Below are 21,556 nucleotides of genomic sequence, written 5' to 3'. Positions count from 1 at the left end.
AATAAGAAATTAACAATCCATTTTTAAGAGCCATACGCTCTATTAAAAAAGCCTGACTATTCAGGCTTTTTTTGTTCCTGTTCTTCACTCGTTAAACTGCATATAAAAGGGCCTAAATTTTTTAAATTAGGTTGAATAATTTTTTTTCATATACATTTGTAGCCACAAAAAATCTGATATGGCGAAGAACCTAGTAATTGTTGAGTCTCCTGCAAAGGCTAAAACTATTGAGAAATTTTTAGGAAAAGAGTATAAGGTAGAGTCCAGTTTTGGACATATTGCCGATTTGCCTTCCAATGAATTGGGGGTAGATGTTGATGGCGATTTTAAACCAACCTATGAAGTTTCCAAAGATAAAAAAGCGATTGTAAAAAAATTAAAAGACTTAGCAAAGGGAGCCGATATGGTCTGGTTGGCAAGTGATGAGGATCGTGAGGGTGAGGCCATTGCCTGGCACTTGGCTGAAACTCTAAATTTGGATAAAGCGAAAACCAAGCGTATTGTGTTCCATGAGATTACTAAAACAGCCATCTTAAAAGCGATTGAAAACCCCCGTGATATTGATTACCATTTAGTAGATGCGCAACAGGCACGTCGTGTATTGGACAGGATTGTAGGGTATGAATTATCTCCCGTATTGTGGCGTAAGGTAAAAGGCGGACTTTCAGCAGGGCGTGTACAGTCGGTTTCTGTTAGGCTGATTGTCGAGCGTGAAAGAGACATCCAAGGCTTTACCCCGGAAGCGTCTTATAGAATAGATGCTGAATTTTCCAATGAAGAAGGGCAGACGTTCAAGGCAAAACTTCCTAAAAACTTTGCAACCAAAGAAGAAGCTTATAAGTTTTTAGAATCTAATGCTACAGCCTCCTTTAAAGTTGCTGAGTTAGATAAAAAGCCAGCTAAAAAATCGCCAGCGGCACCATTTACAACCTCTACGTTACAGCAAGAGGCGTCCCGTAAACTGTACTTTTCAGTATCGAAAACCATGACTATGGCGCAACGCTTGTATGAAGCGGGTTTGATAACCTATATGAGAACAGACAGCGTCAACTTATCTGATACAGCACGTAAAGGTGCGCAGGCAGAGATTGAGGAAGCTTATGGTTCAAAATATAGTAAACCACGTAACTATAAAGGTAAAAGCAAAGGCGCTCAGGAAGCGCATGAGGCTATAAGACCTACTGATTTTTCTATGCACTCTGTTCAAATTGACAGAGATCAAGCAAGACTCTATGATTTGATTTGGAAACGCGCCATTGCCTCACAGATGAGTGAAGCAGAATTGGAGCGTACCAATGTAAAAATAAGCGCATCAACCCATAAAGAATTATTCAGTGCCAATGGTGAGGTGATCACTTTTGATGGATTTTTGAAAGTCTATTTAGAAGGTACTGATGATGAAGATTCTGAACAAGATGGGATGTTGCCAGCAATGAAAACCAATGAAACCCTTCTCAATTCATATATTACCGCCACTGAGCGTTATACAAGACCACCATATAGATATACGGAAGCGTCCTTGGTAAAGCAGTTGGAAGAATTGGGTATTGGGCGTCCATCTACTTATGCACCTACAATTTCAACCATTCAAAATCGAAATTATGTTGAAAAAGGTGCCGTTGAAGGTGCTGAGCGAAATTACACCCAATTAACTCTTAAAAGCGGGAAGGTAAAAGATAAAGAGCTGACTGAAAAAGTGGGTTCAGACAAAGGGAAATTAGTGCCAACTGATATTGGAATGATTGTTACCGACTTTTTGGTGAATCATTTTGAAAGTATTTTAGATTACAATTTTACAGCGAAGGTAGAAGCTGATTTTGATGAAATTGCTGAGGGAAAGGAAGATTGGACCAAGATGATGAGAAACTTCTACAAAGACTTCCATCCACAGGTTCAGGATGTACAGGAAAACGCTGAGCGTGAGTCTGGAGAACGCGTTTTGGGGAAAGATCCAAAAACAGGGCGTCAGGTAAGTGTGCGTTTGGGCAAATTCGGGCCTATGGTGCAAATAGGAACCGTTGAAGAAGAAGAAAAGCCATTGTTCGCAAGCTTATCTCCTGACCAACAATTAAATACCATTACCTATGATGAAGCGATGGATCTCTTCCAGCTTCCAAAATCTTTAGGTGATTACAAAGGTGAAGAGGTTGAAGTCAATAATGGACGCTTTGGCCCTTATGTAAAATATGGTGACAAGTTTGTGTCGCTCCCAAAGGGTATGGAAGCTTTAAACGTTGAACTTGATGTTGCTATTGAGCTCATCAAAGAAAAAGAAAAGGCAGACGCACCTATATATATGTATGATAAGTTGCCTGTTCAAAAAGGTAAAGGGCGTTTTGGACCATTTATCAAATGGAACGATATGTTTATTAACGTCAATAAAAAATATGATTGGGACAATTTGTCTGACAAGGATATTGTAGAATTGATCGAGGATAAAATTCAAAAGGAAAAAGACAAGGTTATCCATAATTGGGAAGCGGAAGGTATCCGTATAGAAAAAGCGCGCTGGGGCAGGCATAATATTTTAAAAGGAAAAACAAAGATAGAATTGGATAAATCTGTAGATGTTTCTGAGTTTACTTTGGAAAAAGCCAAAGCCATGATTGAAGCAAAAGCACCAAAGAAGAAAACTGCTAAAAAAGCAACCAAGAAAAAGACTACCAAGAAAGCAGCAACTTCAAAAAAGAAATAATCCATGACCTTTAACTTTTTATCGCCAGTTTCAGATGAGGTTTTGGCTCATAACGAGCTGTTGACACCGCAAGCCTTAGGTAAGAAATTGAAGATACATTCCAAAGCACATGGACTTCCAGATCTCGATAATGTAAAAATTGCCATTATTGGTGTCCTTGAAAACAGGAACGACATCAATTATATGGGCTCTGAAGTTGAATTGGATAGTATTAGAAAGGTTTTTTACAATTTATTTCCTGGTAATTGGTATACTAATGTGGCAGATTTGGGAGATATCCTCAAAGGCGACGCTGTTGGAGACACTTATTTTGCGCTAAGGACTACCATTACCATTTTGCTCGAAAAAAAGATCATTCCTGTAATATTGGGTGGAAGTCAAGATTTGACTTATCCTAATTATCGCGCTTATGACAGTATTTGTCCAATGGTTAACGTGGTGAGTGTGGACAGCAATTTTGATTTGGGAGATTCAACCTTGCCTATTAAGAATAATAGTTATTTGGGAAAGATCATTTTAGAACAGCCATATAATTTGTTCAATTATTCTACCATAGGGTATCAAACATATTTCAACTCACAAGAAGAAATAGACCTCATGGAAAAGCTTTATTTTGAAGCCTACCGTTTGGGTGAGGTCTCAAAATCCATCAGTCTTGTTGAACCCGTCATGAGAGATGCCCATATTGTAAGTGTTGATTTAAAGGCGATAAAAGCTTCTGAAGTGTCTAAAGAGCAAAAATATTCGCCTAACGGACTGGACGGAAAGGAAATTTGCGCCATTGCAAGATATGCAGGAATCAGCAACAAAGTGTCATCATTTGGCGTTTATGAATACCAACATTCAAAAGATGATCACATCACGGCAATGCTAGTGGCTCAGATCATTTGGTATTTTATTGAGGGCGTCAATTGTCGTGTCTCTGAAAATGTTTTGAGTGATAGTGTAAATTATCAAAAATATAACGTCTTAATTGATGATGATGAGTTGATATTTTATAAAAGTAAAAAAACAGGACGCTGGTGGATCGAAATTCCGTTTTTACCGGACGTCAATAATAAATTAAAAAAGCATACGTTATTACCTTGCATGCATGAAGATTATCTTGAAGCTACGCAGGGTAAAATACCTGAAAGATGGTATAAAGCCTACAAGAAAAACAGTTTTTAAGCACTTCCTTTACTACTTCTTTAATCGATGAAATGCATCCTTTTTGGGATGAAATGCAAAAAAAGTGAAAAAAAAATTGTTTTTATGAAAATATATGGATATGTTTACTCCCTGAAAAAATTGATACTGAACATTTAAGACTAAATAATTTAACCCCGAGTTTATATGAATATGAAGAAGTTCGCTTTATTAACCGCTGTTTTAGCTCTATTTGCTAGTTGTAATTCTGGAGACAGAGGAGAGCTGGTAGGAGTTAAAGGAAAGAAATGGCATCCAGAAAAGCCTTACGGAATGACGCTTGTCCCTGGTGGCGCTTTCATAATGGGTAAATCTGATGATGATTTGGCTGGTATACAAGATGCACCAACCAAAACTGCTACAGTTAGAGCCTTTTATATGGATGAGACTGAGATTACAAATAGTGAGTACCGTCAGTTTGTAAACTGGGTAAGAGATTCTACAATCAGAACAAAATTGGCAATCATTGCTGATGATTTTGGACTGACTCCTGGAGATGGAGGGACTGGCGAGTTTGCATTTAAAGATGCAGACCCAGACAACATGACTGTCTATGAGAAGTACATGTATGATAACTATAGTGGTTTAGGACCCACAGGTTATGAAGGTCGAAAATTAAACAAAGATGTAGATCTGATTTTTGATACCAACAAATACCCTGATGAGTACTATGCTGAGGTTATGGATACTATGTATTTGCCATTGGAAGAATCTTATAACGGCCAACGTACTTGGGATGTTAAGAAGTTTAAGTTCCAATACACATATATGGACATCCAAAAAGCAGCGAAGGACAGAAACTTAAAACGTAAAGATGTTTTGATTACTGAACAAGTTGAAATTTATCCAGATACTACTGCTTGGATTAGAGATTTCGCATACTCCTACAATGAGCCAATGCACAACGATTATTTTTGGCATGATGCTTATGGTGAATATCCTGTAGTTGGTGTGTCTTGGAAACAAGCCAATGCATTTTGTAAATGGAGAACGCTTTATAAAAATTCTAACCAAAAAAGCAAAGGAAAACAACTCGTCAATTCTTTCAGACTGCCATCAGAAGCAGAATGGGAATACGCTGCAAGAGGTGGTTTGCAAGGTGCCACATTCCCTTGGGGTGGTCCTTACGCTAAAAATGACAGAGGATGTTTTTTAGCAAACTTTAAGCCTTTGCGTGGTGATTATGCTGCAGATATGGCCTTGTATACTGTTGAAGCAAAGTCTTATGAGCCAAATGATTACAATCTATACAATATGGCTGGTAACGTTTCAGAATGGGTACATGGATCTTATGATCCCGCATCTTATGAGTATATGTCTACCATCAACCCTAACGTCAATGATGCCAGTAACCAACGTAAAGTTGTGCGCGGTGGCTCATGGAAAGATGTTGCCTATTTCTTACAGGTAAGTTCTAGAGATTATGAATATGCGGATTCCGCCAGAAGTTATATCGGATTTAGAACAGTACAAGATTACATGGGAACAGATATTACTGCAAATGCAGCCACAAACAACAATTAACATTTTATAACCAAAACTAAATATTAATCTACTTAATTTATCTTAACTAAAAAACAAAAATTATGGCACTAACACCAAGTAAAAAAGTAATGAATATGGTATACGGCCTAGGAGCCGCAGTTGTAATCCTAGGTGCCCTTTTTAAAATTATGCATTGGCCTTTCGGTAATGAGATGCTGATTGCAGGATTGATAACCGAAGCATTGGTATTTGTGGTTTCCGCTTTTGAGCCTGTTGATAACGATCTGGACTGGTCATTGGTATATCCTGAATTAGCAGGAGGGCAAATGCTCAACAAAAAGAAAGAGCAACCTAAAGACGCTGAAGGTCTATTATCTAAAAAATTAGATGAATTACTTAAAGATGCCAAAATTGATGGCGAGCTTATGGCGAGTTTAGGAAACAGCATTAAAAACTTTGAAGGTGCTGCTAAAGGAATTAGCCCAACGGTAGATGGTATGGCTGCAACTAAAAAGTATAGTGAAGAGATGTCTTTGGCTGCTGCCCAAATGGAATCATTGAACAGTCTTTATAAAGTACAAATGGAGTCTGCAAGTCGTCAGGCTGTCGTGAACGAAGAAGCTGTGGAAAATGCAACCAAACTTAAAGAGCAAATGAAATCCTTGGCATCTAATCTATCTTCTTTAAACGGAGTGTACGGTGGAATGCTTTCTGCAATGAACAGAAACTAATTAGTAATTAGTAGAATTTAAACAAATTAACAACTAAAACTAATTAGAAATGGCAGGAGGAAAATTATCCCCAAGACAAAAAATGATTAACCTTATGTATTTGGTGTTTATAGCAATGCTAGCACTAAATATGTCCAAAGAAGTGCTTTCAGCATTTGGGTTAATGAACGAAAGAATAAATGAGTCTAATGAGTCGGCAACGGTTCGTAACGCTGCATTTATGCGAGGTTTGGCTGAAAAGGTTGATGAGCAACCGGCTAAATACAAGCCATTGATGGAGAAGGCAGAACAAGTTGACAAACTATCAACAGAGTTCAATGCATATGTAGAGACTCTTAAAACTGATCTCTTAAAAACTGTTGATGATCCAAAAAAATATGAGGAGATGGATAAAACCCATCACCTTGATGAGAAATGGTTCAACGGCGATAATGTATCTAAAGCAGGTCAAGAATTCTTAGCCAGAATTAATACCTATAGAGAAGGTGTTATTCAAGTATTGGGCGAGGACAATAAGGATATCCAAGCAGATATCATGAAGAAATTTGCAACTCAAGATGAGAAAACAGCTGACGGAATTAAAAAAGGATGGTTAAACTATCATTTTGAAGGTTTCCCAATGGTGGCGTCGTTAACAAAGCTAACACAAATGCAAGCTGATGTTAAGACTATAGAATCTGAAGTATTATCGTCAATGTTAGCTGGTAAACTTAAAGTTGAGGCCTCTTTAACTAATTTTGATGCTATTGTGGTACCAGATAAAACAGCATTCTTCTCGGGTGAAGAGTTTACAGGAACAATCATCTTAGGAAAAAAAGATCAAACTTTAAGAGCTGATAAAGTAATTATCAACGGTAAAGAGTTGTCACCAGATGCGATGCAAGCAGGAAAAACGATATTGAAATTCCCTGCAGGTGCTGTAGGAGAAAGAGAGATTGTTGGAGAGTTCCAGTTTAAAGAAGGAGATTCTATCATTAGTATCCCTGTAAAAAGTTCGTACGCTGTAGTTCCTAAACCAAACTCTGCTACTATTTCAGCAGATAAGATGAATGTGGTGTATCGTGGTGTTGATAATCCAATGACCATTTCATTTGCTGGGGTTTCTGATAATAATGTAACAGCGTCTGCACCTGGTTTAAGTAAAGCCTCAGGTACAGGGAAATATGTGATGAGACCAGGTTCTGGTAAAGATGTTACAATTATTGTTAATGGGAAGCTTCCTGATGGACAGCCAGTTAATGACAAAGCTACCTTCAGAATCAAGGACATTCCAAAACCTTCAGGAACAATTGCTGGACAACCTGACAATGTGAGCCTTCCAAAAAACAATGTGGAAATAGCTACTATTAATGCCAAATTATTCGATTTTGATTTCGATTTAGATATCGACGTAACGTCATTTAAAATGAAAGTACCTGGTCAACCAACCGTAACCGTAAATGGTAACAGAATGAATGATCAAGCTAAGAGTGCCTTGCGCAAAGCCTCCAGAGGTGATGCTATACAGATCTTTGAAATCAAATCACAAATCAAAGGCAATAGCAGCATCAAATTACTTCCGGCGTCTCCTGTATTTATAGAAATCTCAAATTAACACACTATAGGTACAATTATAACGTTGACTATCAAAGTAGGTAATACCCAAATAATAATGAGAAAGATGAAATTAAAATATTGTTTATTAACCGTTTTAAGTGTAGGGTTCGCAGTGAGTTCTTTTGGACAAGCCAATGTGCTCAACGCAAAGATACCCGAAGAAATTGGTGTAAAATCTGAAGCCCAAATGGCTATGGATAACGACAGACCGCTTGAATACGGTTATGTTGATGATAGAGATATCATGTTTTCTAAAATGACTTGGGAAAAAATTGTCCTTGATGAACGTGTCAATTTTCCACTGTATTATCCTGTAGATACTAATAATATCGGAGCGAACAGACGTTCTTTATTTGACGTTTTATGGAAAAATATAAAAGATGGAAAAGTTGAGAATGTTTATGATGATTCTTATTTTACCACTAAGCGTAAGCCGAAGGACATCCAATCAATCATGTCAAAAACTGACACGTTAGATATTGGGTACCAACAGTACAACTCAGAAGGTTTTGTGTCTCCAGAATATATAATCAAAAGAGACATTCAATCTTATGATATCAGTGCCTACCTTATAAAAGGCTTATGGTATTTTGATAAGCGTCAGGGAGAGTTGAAGTATCGGCTTTTAGGAATAGCTCCGGCTGCACCAGATGTTAACTTCATTGATTCTGATGACGAGGCCAACAAGCAACCTATAGCTTTATTTTGGGTGTTTTACCCAGAGGTAAGAGGCATCTTGCATGAAGCCAAAGCCTTCAACAATGAAAACAGTGCCATGCCATTTTCGTATGACCATTTGTTGAATTCAAGACGCTTTAATGGCTATATGTACAAAGAAGAGAATGTTTTTGGCGATAGGGAAGTTAGTGAATACGTTGCTGAAAATGCACTAATGCAACTGTTGGAATCTGATCGAATCAAAGACAAAATCCGTGATTTTGAACAAGACATGTGGTCCTATTAATATAGGTGCCATGTAATATAGGAAACGCTCACTTTTTAAGTGGGCGTTTTTTTTATTGGCATATAGTGTCCTTCATATTATCTTGGAATCTTATTTTTTGTGATTGATTTCAATTAAGAATAGTACTTTTGTTACCATGAAAGAAGTAGATTATATCATTGTTGGTTGCGGTTTGGCAGGTGTCTCCTTTTGTGAAGAGTTGAGAGCTCACGAAAAATCTTTTGTAATGTTTGATGATCAGTCACAACAAGCGTCAATTGTTGCCGCAGGTTTATACAACCCTGTCATACTAAAACGTTTTACGGCGGTATGGAAAGCTAAGGAGCAACTGGAAATGGTTAACTCCTTCTATGAACGTCTTGAAAAGTTACTGGGTGTTAAATTAGATTACAAGCTGCCTGTTTATAGAAGATTCTCGTCAATTGGAGAACAGAACGATTGGTTCAATGCATCAGATAACCCCTATTTGGAGAACTATCTTTCACCCCAAGTGATTCCCAATCATAATTCAGAAATAGATGCATCTTTCGGATTTGGAAAAGTCTTGGAATCGGGACGCATTGATACGTCAACCTTACTAACGCATTACAAGTTATTTTTAAAAACTAACAACAGTTATTGTACTGAAACTTTTGATCACGCTGCGGTCAAACATCATGAAAATGAGGTGATCTACAAAAATATTACTGCTAAATATATTGTTTTTGCTGAGGGTTTTGGGATGATGAAGAATCCGTTTTTTAAAGATCTCCCACTTAATGAGGCTAAAGGTGAAGTTTTGACCATCAAAGCGCCACAACTCAAAATGGAATTCATTTTGAAAGCCTCAGTGTTTCTTGTGCCAGAACTAGATGATTGTTATTCGGTTGGTGCCACCTATAATTGGGAAGATAAAACGAATGACATTACTGAAACAGCAAAAACCGAATTACTCGATAAATTAAAGACGCTTATCAGCTGTGATTACGAAGTGGTCAATCAGGCGGCTGGTATAAGACCTACGGTTATGGATAGAAAACCATTGGTGGGTAGACATCCAAAATACGACAACATGGCCATTTTGAACGGATTGGGAACGAGGGGTGTAATGATTGGTCCTTATGTAGCGAAACAGTTATTCCTGAATCTTGAAAAAGGCATCCCTTTGGAAGCAGAAATTGACATTAAGCGGTTTCAAAAATGAAATTGATGAGGTTTTATGATGTTCGATTTATAAAAATAGCGAGTTGCAATTTGATAAGTGGGTTATTTCTTGGCCAGATTTTTATCGTAATTCATAAATAAATTGATCCATATATTTCTTGACAAGCGCATAATGATGGGCATGAACACTACAAGTGTTCCAATAATAGCTATAAATGCAGTGGTCAAACTCGATTTAAAAATAAGAAAACTCACCACAAAGGCAGCTACCGCAAAGGCAACACCCAAGCCATAACTAACATACATAGCCCCGTAAAAAAACGAGGGTTCCATGCGATACTTCGTGTGACAATTAGAACATTTTTCATGAATCTTCAAGGTGTCGGCCAATACGTAAGGATTGGGATTTATGTACATGGATTCTTCATGACATTTAGGACACGTGCCCGTAAAAATACTATACAGCTTACTTTCTTTATTTATCATGGATAATGTTTACTTTTGCATTTTCAAATAAAATACAAAACTAAGATTATTAAAATCAATGTTTTGTAACAATCCTTACAAATAATGCTTAACATACATAACCTTTCTATTTCATTTCAGGGGGAATACCTTTTTGAAGACATCACTTTCAGGCTTGGCGCTGGTGATAGAATTGGCCTCATCGGAAAAAACGGTGCAGGAAAATCCACCATGCTCAAAATCCTTTCAAAAGAAATGGAGCCTGATAGCGGACAAATTGCAGCTGATAAAAATTTGAGCATCGGATTTTTAAAACAGGATATTGATTTTGTTTTGGGCAGGACCGTACTTGAAGAAGCTTATGAAGCCTTCAAGGAAATTAAGGAATTGGAGTCCAAACTTGAGCACATCAATGAACAATTAGTGGAGCGCACAGACTATGAGAGTGATGTTTACCATCAACTTATGGTAGATTTAAATGATATTCAACACCAGTATGAAATTATTGGCGGTTACAATTATCAAGGTGAAACTGAAAAAATTCTTCAGGGTTTAGGATTTAAACGTGAAGATTTTGAAAAGTTGACAGATACGTTTTCCGGCGGATGGCGTATGCGTATTGAACTTGCCAAATTGTTATTACAAAATAATGACATTCTGCTTTTGGATGAGCCCACCAACCACTTGGATATAGAATCCATTATTTGGCTTGAAGGGTTTTTAAAGAATTATATTGGTGCCGTGGTGATTGTATCGCACGATAAGATGTTTTTGGATAATGTGACCAATCGTACCATCGAAATATCACTTGGACGCATATACGATTATAAAAAGCCTTATTCTCAATATTTGGTGCTTCGCAATGAACTTAAGACGCAGCAGTTGGCATCACAAAAAAACCAACAAAAACAAATTGAACAGACGGAGAAGTTGATCGAGAAGTTTAGGGCTAAAGCATCTAAAGCTACTATGGCACAATCGCTCATCAAGAAACTGGACCGTATGGACCGGATTGAAGTGGATGAAGATGACAATAGTGTCATGACCCTCAACTTTCCAGTATCTGTGATTCCTGGGAAAGTCGTGGTTGAAGCGCATCATATTTCTAAAAAATATGGCGATTTACAGGTGCTTAAAAATATTGATCTCAATGTTGAACGCGGAAGTAAAATTGCTTTTGTCGGTCAGAACGGACAAGGAAAATCTACGCTTGCTAAAATTATAGTGGGCGAATTAAAGTATGATGGTCATTTGAAACTCGGGCATAATGTGCAAATCGGGTATTTTGCCCAAAATCAGGCAGAGTATTTAGATGGGAACAAAACCGTTCTCGACACAATGATTGATGCCGCCAATGAGAAGAACAGAAGTAAGGTCCGTGATATTTTAGGATCCTTTCTATTCAGAGGGGAAGAAGCTGATAAATATGTGAGAGTACTTTCTGGTGGTGAGCGTAACCGTTTGGCATTGGCTAAGTTGTTATTGCAGCCCTTTAACGTATTGGTAATGGATGAGCCCACCAACCACTTGGATATAAAATCGAAGAACGTTTTGAAGGAAGCCTTGAGGAGGTTTGAGGGTACCTTGATTTTGGTATCCCATGACAGGGATTTTCTTCAAGGTTTGACAAAAAGTGTGTATGAGTTCAAAGATCAGAAGATTAAGGAATATTTAGGGGATATCGATTTTTATTTAGATCAGCGTAACGTTGAAAACTTGAGAGAGATTGAGAAACGAGACGTTGTGAAAGAGCAACCTAAAGAAACCAATAAGCAGACTTATGAAGATCAAAAGAAATTTAAGTCTTTGAATAACAGGTTGAGCAATATTGAGGCAAAAATAAGTCAGCACGAAAAGGACATCAAATCTATGGATGTGTCACTCGCATCAGATTACGACAAAACAGCAGCTGACCCAAAATTTTTTGACCGTTATAAAGGCAAAAAATCTAAACTCGCAAATTTGATGACTGAGTGGGAAACCATCCATGAAGATCTTGAGCAGATAAGTTAAACTCTTATGGAAGAACATTTTTTTCAATGCCCTTACTGCTGGGAAGAGATTTCAATGCTTATGGATTATTCCGTGCCACATCAAAGCTATGTTGAAGATTGCGAGGTATGTTGCAACCCTATCCAAATAACCGTTACTGTTTCTGATAACACGTTACAAAGTTTTAGCGCCGAAAGTATTGAGCAATAAGCACTAACAGTATTTTTCATTTGTTTTTCTGTTAAAAATTATCTTATTTCATTTGTAAAAGTGACTCTTAATTATCTTATTTTTAAAGGTATGCAAGAGGCTTTTCTCCATTATGTGTGGCAATTTAAAAAGTTTGACACTGCTCATTTGAAAACAACGAGTGATGAGACGGTTGCTTTACACAATAATGGACAGCATAATTTAAACGGGGGTCCAGATTTTTTTAATGCCCATCTTGAAATTGACGGACAGGTTTGGGTAGGTAATGTAGAAATCCATATCAAATCCAGTGATTGGTACGTGCACAATCATGAAGTCGATTCTGCCTATGATAATGTCATATTGCATGTGGTATATGAGCACGATTCAGATATCTTCAGAAATGATAATTCCGTAATTCCAACCTTGGAATTAAAATCAGTCATCCATAAGAATGTCTTCCAAAACTATCAAAAGCTGTTGATGTCTCCACATAAATGGATCAATTGCGAATCAGATTTTGCTGAAGTGGATGATTTTTTGATGAACAATTGGTTAGAGCGGCTTTATATTGAACGTCTCGAAAGGAAATCTAAAGTCATCGATACGCTGTTGGAAACTTCAAAAAACGATTGGGAAGGCGTCTTGTTTAAACTACTGGCGAAAAATTTTGGACTTAAGGTTAATGGCGATGCGTTTTTGAGTATGGCCAATTCTTTTGATTTTTCAATAGTCAGAAAAATACAATCGCAACCACTGCAGTTAGAGGCTTTGTTTTTTGGACAGGTGGGATTGCTGGATATGGAAATGGAAAATGCTTACTATGGAACTTTAGTTAATGAGTATCAATTTTTAAAGCAAAAGTTCAAACTTTCGAATAACCACGTCATTCCGCTACAATTTTTCAGATTACGGCCACCAAATTTCCCCACTATTAGATTATCGCAACTTGCCATGTTATACCACGAACATCATAATTTCTTTCAAAAAATTATGGGTGCAAAAACTATCGAAGACTTATATGAACTTTTCCAAGTGGGAACCTCTGAATTTTGGAACACTCATTTTACCTTTGAGAAAAATTCTAAAGCGACCAAGAAAATACTGACTAAAAATTTTATAGATTTGCTTCTGATCAATACGGTGCTGCCCCTAAGATTTTGCTATTTGAGATCTCAAGGTAAAAACCCAACGGAGCAGAATCTGTCGCTAGCACAAAATATTGGATCAGAAGACAATAATATCATTGCAGCCTTTAACACGCTAAGACCTATGTCAACTTCTGCTATGATCTCACAAGCGCTCATTCAGCTCAAAACAGAATATTGTGAAAAGAATAAGTGTATGACGTGCGCTGTCGGCAACTCACTTCTGGCCAAATAAAAAAATAGTACACCAGCAAAAATTAGTACATTGCAGCATGAACATCTTATATAGCGCCTTATTATACTTCCAAAAGCGTGGTTATTACGTTTGTCAGCGTATTGCAGATAGATTGGGTATTCGTGCAAAAGTGGTACGCACCTCATTTATGTACCTCACCTTTGTTACGGTTGGTGTGGGGTTCGCATTGTATTTATTCTTGGCATTTTGGATGCGCATTAAGGACTTAATTTATACTAAACGTTCTTCTGTTTTTGATCTTTAGCCCATGAATCCTGTAGTAAAGATCCTCAGATCTAAAATTTATACAGCAATTGCTTTATCCATACTAGTCCTTGCTATTGGCGTAATAGGTTTTAGAATGCTCTCTAACTATTCATGGATTGATGCGCTTTACATGACCGTCATTACAATTACTACGGTGGGTTTTGGTGAAGTTCAACCTTTGGATGATCAATCCAAGATTTTTACAGTATTCTTAATACTCACAAGTGTGGTGATCTTGGGTTATGCCATTGCTGTAATAACTGAGTATATTTTGAGCAAGAATAATTTTGAAGAACTAACACAACGGAAAATGCAAAAAAAGATAGATGGTTTGTCTAACCATATTGTGATATGTGGCTATGGAAGAAATGGCAAACAGGCAGCAACAAAACTGATGGCGTATAACAAGCCCTTTGTAATTATTGAAAAAAGCAGAGATGTAATCAATAAAAACCAGAGCGAGAATAGTCCATTTGTGTTTGGGAACGCTAATGAAGACGACATCTTATTACAGGCCGGTGTGGATCGGGCGGCAACCCTAATTTCTGCATTACCCAATGACGCTGATAATTTATTTGTAGTACTTTCAGCACGCCAACTCAATAAAAATATAAAAATTATCAGCCGAGCGTCACAAGAGACATCCTATAATAAACTGAAACTGGCAGGTGCCAACAATGTTATCTTACCAGATAAGATAGGAGGAGATCACATGGCGTCTTTAGTAGTTGTACCAGATTTGATTGAGTTTATTGACAATTTGGGCATCGTTGGCCGATCCAATATCAATATTGAAGAAATTTCCATTAACCGCTTATATAATACGGCCAACATTAAAACAATTAAAGACCTAGATTTAAGAAACAAAACAGGTTGCACAGTTATTGGTTTCAAAGATGGTAATGGAGAATATATTGTCAATCCGGAAGCAGAGTTAAAGCTAGTACCAGATTCTAAAATTATTGTTTTAGGTCGTCCAGAACAAATTCAAAAACTCAATTCACTTTATGACATAGATTAAGTCATTTTCCATTTTAACAACCAAATTTTTATAAAATCATTTTTTTTTAGCATCTTGTGATGTTTTTAACCAAATATTATAACTAACAAATACAAAATTTACACATGAAGAATTGTCTTCTTACCCTATTTATTGCACTATTTCCACTATTATTTTTCGCTCAAGATTTGGAGATCAAGGGAGAAACATTGAATCCATCAGAAAGTATCAATGATGGTACTATTACTGTTACCGCATCAGGTGGCGTTTCACCTTACACATACAGATGGAGCAATCAAAGCACACCTTTAAATTCAAACAAAGCTATCGGCTTAACTGAAGGCGTGCCTTACACCGTGGTTGTAACAGATGCCGCTGGCGCTACAAAAACCGCAGTATATTCTGTTGAAACCGGAGCCATTACAGAAGTATTCAACGGCACAATGACCCCTGCTGTTGCTACTTTAGGTGCCGTTCTTTTTTGGGATCCTTTTGCTGCTATTGGTGTTTATGACCCTGTGGTGTATGCAGATGTTAAACAAATTGGGGTTCCAGATTGGACCAATACGGTGGAAAACAAATATGTCCTTAAACAGTGGCTTAAACCGGAAGGTGCTGAGGTATCAAAAGATGTGCCCATTGCCATAATAACAGACAATGCAGGCAAAGAGATTACCGTAACATCTTTAGCTCAAGGAAAGTTGAAACATCTGACCGCTGAAGGTCAAACCATCTATAATTCCGAAAATAAAAAACATGTTATTGAACAAGGAGCCCACTTTTTTGCTCAAGTTGTTTATGATTCGCCTGTAGTTTTGACCCATCCTAACGGAGATCCGATAACAAAACCTATTCCATTTATCGTTATCTGGCTAGTAATAGGAGCGGTGTTCTTTACTTTAAGAATGGGTTTTATAAATTTCCGAGGCTTTAAACATGCCATTGATTTGGCACGTGGAAAATATGATGACCCCAGTGCTCCTGGTCAAGTAACCCATTTTCAGGCATTGGCTACTGCGGTTTCAGGAACCGTTGGTTTAGGTAATATTGCCGGAGTTGCCGTAGCAGTTTCCATTGGTGGCGCTGGTGCAACATTTTGGATGATTGTATGCGGACTTTTAGGAATGTCCATGAAATTTGTAGAATGTACTTTGGGTGTGAAATATAGAGATATCTTACCTGATGGCCGTGTGTTTGGAGGTCCGATGAACTATTTACGTCACGGACTTGAAAAACGTCAAATGAAGGGATTGGGTAGAGTATTGGCAGGTCTTTTTGCAGTACTCGCCGTTGGTGCTTCCTTTGGAGGTGGTAACATGTTTCAGGCCAACCAGTCTTTTGAACAGTTGGCAGGTCAATTTCCTGTATTGGTAGGAAACGGTTTTTGGTTTGGTATAGTAACCGCACTTTTAGTAGGTGTCGTTATTATTGGAGGTATCAGCAGTATTGCTAAAGTTACAGGAAAAGTTGTGCCAATCATGGCTTCCATCTACGTTGTGGCAGCTTTGGCTGTTATTATTATGAATATCCAAAACATAGGTCCAGCCTTCTCCGCTATCTATGAGGGTGCTTTTAGTCCATCCGCTTTAAAGGGTGGTGTCATTGGTGTCTTGGTGGTTGGTTTCCAACGGGCGGCTTTCTCAAATGAGGCTGGTGTTGGTTCAGCGGCCATAGCGCACAGTACAGCAAAAACCAATCATCCACCATCTGAAGGTTTTGTGGCATTATTGGAGCCTTTTATTGATACGGTTGTGGTGTGTACCTTAACCGCATTGGTCTTGATCTTTACAGGAATGCATGAGGTTGAAGGAATGGCAGGTGCCCAATTGACTTCTGATGCCTTTGGAAGTCAGATCTCTTGGTTCCCATATGTGTTGGCCTTAGCGGTATTCTTATTTGCGTTTTCAACTATGATCTCTTTGTCTTATTATGGTATGAGAGCTTGGACATACCTATTTGGGAAAAGTAGAAAAATCGAATTCATCTATAAAATGTTTTTCTTGGTATTTGTGGTTATCGGATCTTCTGTAAGTTTAGGCGCTGTTCTAGATTTCTCAGACATGATGATTCTTGCCATGTCTTTCCCTAATGTCATCGGCTTGTATATCATGTCAAAAGAAGTCAAGATCGATCTGGACGCGTATATCATAAAATTAAAAGCGAATCTGCTTTATAAAAAGCAGGACGTGAACAAATAAAAAAGTCATTATGGCATTTAAATCCCATTTCAAGTTTTCTAACAGTCAACGGAATGGGATTTTTTTATTGGCCATACTCATTATTACTTTTCAATGTATTTATGCATTTGTTGATTTTTCTTCGGAAGAGATGCCAACAGATACAAAGGCACTGGAACACTTCAGAACACAGGTCGATTCATTGAAGCGCTTAGAGGCCGAAAAGAACACACCAAAAGTCTATCCTTTCAATCCAAATCACATCACAGATTTTAAAGGCTATACACTAGGAATGACTCCTGAAGAAATTGACCGTTTGTTGGAGTTTAGGGCAAAAGACCAATGGATTAATTCTGCAAAACAATTTCAAGAGGTAACCAATGTTTCAGATTCTTTGCTTGAGGTATTGGCACCATTGTTCAAATTCCCAGAGTGGGTCACCCATCCAAAACCAAAGTCCGACTGGGTGGAGTATTCAAACCATCCAAGTCAAAAAACATATAGTTCCAAAACCTATGCTCAAAAGGTAGATCTAAATACCGCTACAGCCCAAGATCTTCAAAAAGTGAATGGTATTGGGGAAAAGCTATCAGACAATATTATCAAATACCGAAACAAGTTTAAGGGAGGTTTTATTTCAGAAATCCAACTTCAGGACATCTACGGATTGACGCCTGAAGTCATTATACGTATTACAAACGATTTCGCAGTTAAGACACCACGGCTAGTGGAGAAGATCAATCTTAATACGGCTACCAAGGACCAATTGGTCACAATTCAGCACATTGATTATGAGGTTGCACATTATATTATTGAGCAAAGAACCTTGAGAGAAGGCTTCAAATCTTTTGATGAGTTGTTACAAGTTAAAAAGTTTCCAGCTCAGAAAATTGGGATAATTGAGTTATATTTGAAACTTAATTAAAAATGAAAAAGAAAGCATATGAACAGCATGTACTTCACAGAAGAACATCAACTTTTTAGACAGAGTTTACAAGATTTTTTAAAAAAGGAGGTCGTTCCTCATATTGACAAATGGGAGAAAACAGGAACTATTGAACGCTTTATTTGGAAAAAGTTTGGGGAGATGGGATTTTTCGGAATCAACTACCCTGAGGCTTATGGCGGCATGAATTTGGATTTGTTTTACACCGTAATTTTTCTTGAAGAATTACAGAAAATAAATTCTGGCGGTTTTGCAGCAGCAATGTGGGCACACGCCTATTTGGCCATGACGCATCTCAATATAGAAGGCAGTCATGAAATTAAAGAAAAATATTTAGCCCCGAGTATTACAGGAGATAAAATAGGGTGCTTGTGTATTACGGAACCTTTTGGAGGAAGTGATGTAGCAGGAATGCGCACCACGGCTATCAAGAAAGGAGACACTTACGTGATCAACGGTTCCAAAACCTTCATCACCAACGGTATTTATAGTGACTATTTAATAGTTGCGGCTAAAACCGATCCTGATGCAGGGCACAACGGCATGAGCATTTTTGTGATTGATAGGGATACTCCCGGAATTTCAGCCTCAAAACTTGACAAATTGGGCTGGAGAGCTTCAGATACGGCAGAAATTGCTTTTGATAATGTCACCATTCCTGCTGATCAACTTATGGGAGAAGAAGGCAAAGGGTTTCCATACATTATGCAACATTTTGCTTTAGAAAGATTGATCATGGGCATAAACGCACATGCTAGGGCAGAGTTTGCTTTGGAATATGCCGTTCAGTATATGTCTGAACGTACTGCGTTTGGTAAAACCATCGATAAATTTCAAGCGCTACGTCACAAAGTGGCCGATTTTTACACAGATATGGAGATTTCTAAGGAGTTTAACTATTCAGTGGCACACCGTTTAAATAAAGGAGAATATATGGTCAAGGAAGCTACCATGTCTAAGTTACATTCCACTAAAATGGCTGATGAGGTCATTTACGGCTGTCTTCAGTTTTTAGGAGGCTATGGTTATATGGAAGATTATCCGTTGGCACGCTTGCTTCGTGATAGTAGACTTGGTCCAATTGGAGGCGGCACTTCTGAAATTTTAAGAGAAATTATCGCCAAAATGGTGATTGACAAGAAGGACTATAAACCGGCGAGCTTAACTTTTTAGATCATTATTTTGGCGAAGATTCAAAACTAATTATCGCCAAAATGGTGATTGATAAGAAAGATTATAAACCAGCGACGTAATATATGAATTATCGTTTTGACGAAAACACCCCGTTTCGTCAGAACGACAATTTATGAGAATTTCACAAATCTATGCTATAACTAATCTACAACAAAAATGAAAGTCAATTATTTCAAATACCTACTTACGTTATCAATTTTCTTTTTTTCTTTTTCAATAGTTGCACAAAAGGAACTTAAAAATAAAATCTCTGATTTTAGCACGCTGATGCCCATTGAAAGCGCCAGCATCTACGTACAAAACACTACCATTGGAACAGTTAGTAACGCTGATGGGAAGTTTATTTTACAGGTGCCGCTTCAGTTTGAGAGCGACACTTTGGTTATTTCATCTATTGGTTACAAAAGTTTTAAAATCCCAGTCAGTGAGTTTGACAATACTCAGGAAATTTATTTAGATGAGGATATTGCGTCGTTGGATGAAATTTTGCTCATTGCAGAAACCAGACCGAAAACCGGTAATGACATCGTATTAAAAGCGCTGGAGAAATTATCTCTAAATATGCCGGAAACTCCGTATATACAAAAAGGGTTTTTGCGCCATAAAGAACGTAACAGACGTGAATTTAAATGGCTTATAGAAAGTGCCATCACGGTATATGATTCTAGTTATGGATCTTCATCTGCTGAAAATCTCAAAATAAATGTAGATCAGGTCAGAAAAAGTTATGACTTACGCGATGTGGACAGTTTGCTTACGTATACTGCCTATCTAAAGGAAAAATCAAACAGAGGAAATCTGCAAGCAAGAAATCTTAGAAGGGATACCATTAAGACATCTACCTTGGTAAAAGCCATCAAATGGAATGATACAAGAATTAACGGGCTCCAAAATTTATTCGAGAGTAAACTTAATATCCTAAGAAATGTTAGTGAAAATCGTGCCTTATTTGGCGAAGATGTTTTAGATAAACATCAATTTAGATTAGATACGATTTTAGTGGATAACGATCGTAAAATTTATAAGATTGAAATTTCAGAAAGTCATCAATTTGTAAACCTAGAAACTAAAGGCATCTTTAATGACGGTTATCAAGCCAAGGGATGGTTGTACATTTATTATGACAACTATGCTATTAAGAAATTGGAGTATGAATTGGTTGCGGCATCAAAAGCGCAGAAGAGCAGAAGTAAAACGCTTTTTGATACTCAAATCAATCACAAATTGATCATGACGTTTAGAGAATATCAGGACAAAATGTATCCTAACTATATTTATTATGAAACCCCAAAGTTGGTCAATGTGGGGTATAAACCTACAAAACCAGGAGAGGTAAATATTGAGCAACCCAATACCGACGAACGCTTTTACTACACTGTCCAGGAGTTATTATTCACTGAAATTATTCTGGACCCGGAAACAATAGCAACGGCGCTCCAAAAACCATGGGATCCAGATATTTTCGCCGTTAAACCTTACAACAAGGAGTTTTGGAGAAATTATAACACCCTTTTGGAAAGTGAGGAGGATGAAAAGCTGATTCAGGATTTGACGAAAAGATCGCGATTGTTTAGAGAGTAGTTAAACTTAAGTCATTTGACTTTTATGTGTAAGGATAAATGGTTGGACACTCTGCAATGTGTTAATAAGTTAAAATTTTGTTAAACAGATCATTTTTTTTTTAAATGAAATTTTATGATATTGATTTGATGTAATATTAACACCAAACCTTAAATTATGAAAACATTCTAAAAAATTTAGAAAATTGTTTTTTGCCATTTTGACCTTAGGTTTAGTCATTCTACCTTTTTCTTCTTGTAGCGATCAAACCGAAACATAAATTTCAAGTGATGAAATTATTGAATTATTAAAAAACGATGTTAAGTTTCAAAACTATTTTAGAGAATCTTGGGAATTTCAATTGATTTTATCGAACGCATATCAGTCAAAGTTACAGAATGATGAAGTTAAATTTAAAAATATTCCGAGTGATTTAATTGAACTCACCAATTTCGTTAATTTACCCGAGGAAGAAACCATTGAATACCTAAATAAAAGCACTAATTTAGTAGAAAGTTTAATCATTAGATACCCATCCTTGAGAAATTTGAGCGATAATGAAATTTACTTACATAATCAAT

At 37.3% G+C, this 21,556-nt stretch carries 18 protein-coding genes; 17 read left to right on the top strand and 1 reads right to left on the bottom strand.

Annotated elements, in window-relative coordinates:
• The first annotated feature begins 178 nt into the window (after window positions 1–178).
• From topA to A9996_RS16355, 7 genes are all read left to right on the top strand, one after another.
• Window positions 179–2,695 carry a type I DNA topoisomerase gene (gene topA, locus A9996_RS16385; protein WP_066437628.1) on the top strand — a complete coding sequence of 839 codons (2,517 nt, stop codon included), beginning with the start codon at window positions 179–181 and terminating at the stop codon, window positions 2,693–2,695.
• Window positions 2,696–2,698: 3 nt separating this feature from the next.
• Window positions 2,699–3,865, top strand: a complete 1,167-nt coding sequence (locus A9996_RS16380) for a formimidoylglutamase (RefSeq protein WP_066437624.1) — start codon at window positions 2,699–2,701, stop codon at window positions 3,863–3,865.
• Window positions 3,866–4,036: 171 nt separating this feature from the next.
• Entirely contained in the window at window positions 4,037–5,407 is a 1,371-nt protein-coding gene (gene porK / locus A9996_RS16375; RefSeq protein ID WP_066437650.1) for a T9SS ring complex lipoprotein PorK/GldK, read from the top strand.
• A 62-nt stretch (window positions 5,408–5,469) separates the two neighbouring features.
• Entirely contained in the window at window positions 5,470–6,099 is a 630-nt protein-coding gene (gene porL / locus A9996_RS16370; RefSeq protein ID WP_066437623.1) for a type IX secretion system motor protein PorL/GldL, read from the top strand.
• Window positions 6,100–6,148: 49 nt separating this feature from the next.
• Window positions 6,149–7,693 carry a type IX secretion system motor protein PorM/GldM gene (gene porM, locus A9996_RS16365; protein WP_066437621.1) on the top strand — a complete coding sequence of 515 codons (1,545 nt, stop codon included), beginning with the start codon at window positions 6,149–6,151 and terminating at the stop codon, window positions 7,691–7,693.
• A 66-nt stretch (window positions 7,694–7,759) separates the two neighbouring features.
• A complete protein-coding gene (porN, locus tag A9996_RS16360; RefSeq protein WP_066437647.1) occupies window positions 7,760–8,659 on the top strand; it encodes a type IX secretion system ring subunit PorN/GldN in 900 nt (299 codons plus the stop codon).
• Window positions 8,660–8,795: 136 nt separating this feature from the next.
• The gene (locus A9996_RS16355) at window positions 8,796–9,842 is read left to right on the top strand and encodes an NAD(P)/FAD-dependent oxidoreductase (protein WP_066437618.1); all 1,047 of its coding nucleotides are present in this window, start codon (window positions 8,796–8,798) and stop codon (window positions 9,840–9,842) included.
• Window positions 9,843–9,904: 62 nt separating this feature from the next.
• Here A9996_RS16355 and A9996_RS16350 read toward each other — a convergent pair whose 3' ends face one another.
• A complete protein-coding gene (locus tag A9996_RS16350; RefSeq protein ID WP_066437616.1) occupies window positions 9,905–10,288 on the bottom strand; it encodes a DUF983 domain-containing protein in 384 nt (127 codons plus the stop codon).
• Window positions 10,289–10,372: 84 nt separating this feature from the next.
• On the opposite strand from A9996_RS16350, the gene A9996_RS16345 reads away from it, so the two are divergent.
• The 10 genes from A9996_RS16345 to A9996_RS20265 form a co-directional block, all read left to right on the top strand.
• Window positions 10,373–12,280 carry an ABC-F family ATP-binding cassette domain-containing protein gene (locus tag A9996_RS16345; RefSeq protein WP_066437613.1) on the top strand — a complete coding sequence of 636 codons (1,908 nt, stop codon included), beginning with the start codon at window positions 10,373–10,375 and terminating at the stop codon, window positions 12,278–12,280.
• A gap of 6 nt (window positions 12,281–12,286) precedes the next feature.
• Complete coding sequence (locus A9996_RS19700) at window positions 12,287–12,469, top strand: CPXCG motif-containing cysteine-rich protein (protein ID WP_083993995.1); 183 nt, start codon at window positions 12,287–12,289, stop codon at window positions 12,467–12,469.
• Window positions 12,470–12,559: 90 nt separating this feature from the next.
• Window positions 12,560–13,831, top strand: coding sequence for a DUF2851 family protein (locus A9996_RS16340; protein ID WP_066437609.1), 1,272 nt, complete (start codon window positions 12,560–12,562; stop codon window positions 13,829–13,831).
• Between the two features lie 37 nt (window positions 13,832–13,868).
• A complete protein-coding gene (locus tag A9996_RS16335; RefSeq protein WP_066437606.1) occupies window positions 13,869–14,096 on the top strand; it encodes a PspC domain-containing protein in 228 nt (75 codons plus the stop codon).
• Between the two features lie 3 nt (window positions 14,097–14,099).
• The gene (locus A9996_RS16330) at window positions 14,100–15,119 is read left to right on the top strand and encodes a potassium channel family protein (protein WP_066437604.1); all 1,020 of its coding nucleotides are present in this window, start codon (window positions 14,100–14,102) and stop codon (window positions 15,117–15,119) included.
• Between the two features lie 104 nt (window positions 15,120–15,223).
• Window positions 15,224–17,296: an amino acid carrier protein gene (locus A9996_RS16325; RefSeq protein ID WP_066437601.1), complete on the top strand. Its 2,073-nt coding sequence runs from the start codon at window positions 15,224–15,226 to the stop codon at window positions 17,294–17,296.
• 10 nt (window positions 17,297–17,306) lie between these two features.
• Window positions 17,307–18,200, top strand: coding sequence for a ComEA family DNA-binding protein (locus A9996_RS16320; protein ID WP_066437598.1), 894 nt, complete (start codon window positions 17,307–17,309; stop codon window positions 18,198–18,200).
• 18 nt (window positions 18,201–18,218) lie between these two features.
• Window positions 18,219–19,394 carry an acyl-CoA dehydrogenase family protein gene (locus A9996_RS16315; protein WP_066437594.1) on the top strand — a complete coding sequence of 392 codons (1,176 nt, stop codon included), beginning with the start codon at window positions 18,219–18,221 and terminating at the stop codon, window positions 19,392–19,394.
• A 177-nt stretch (window positions 19,395–19,571) separates the two neighbouring features.
• Window positions 19,572–20,996 (top strand): carboxypeptidase-like regulatory domain-containing protein, encoded by a 1,425-nt coding sequence (locus A9996_RS16310; protein WP_066437592.1) that lies wholly within the window; start codon window positions 19,572–19,574, stop codon window positions 20,994–20,996.
• A gap of 340 nt (window positions 20,997–21,336) precedes the next feature.
• The coding region (locus A9996_RS20265) for a hypothetical protein (RefSeq protein ID WP_211272666.1) at window positions 21,337–21,556 on the top strand (220 nt) is incomplete at its 3' end.

The organism is Gelidibacter algens, assembly GCF_001678675.1.
Classification (GTDB): domain Bacteria; phylum Bacteroidota; class Bacteroidia; order Flavobacteriales; family Flavobacteriaceae; genus Gelidibacter; species Gelidibacter algens.
This window is presented reverse-complemented; position numbering and strand designations above follow the sequence as displayed.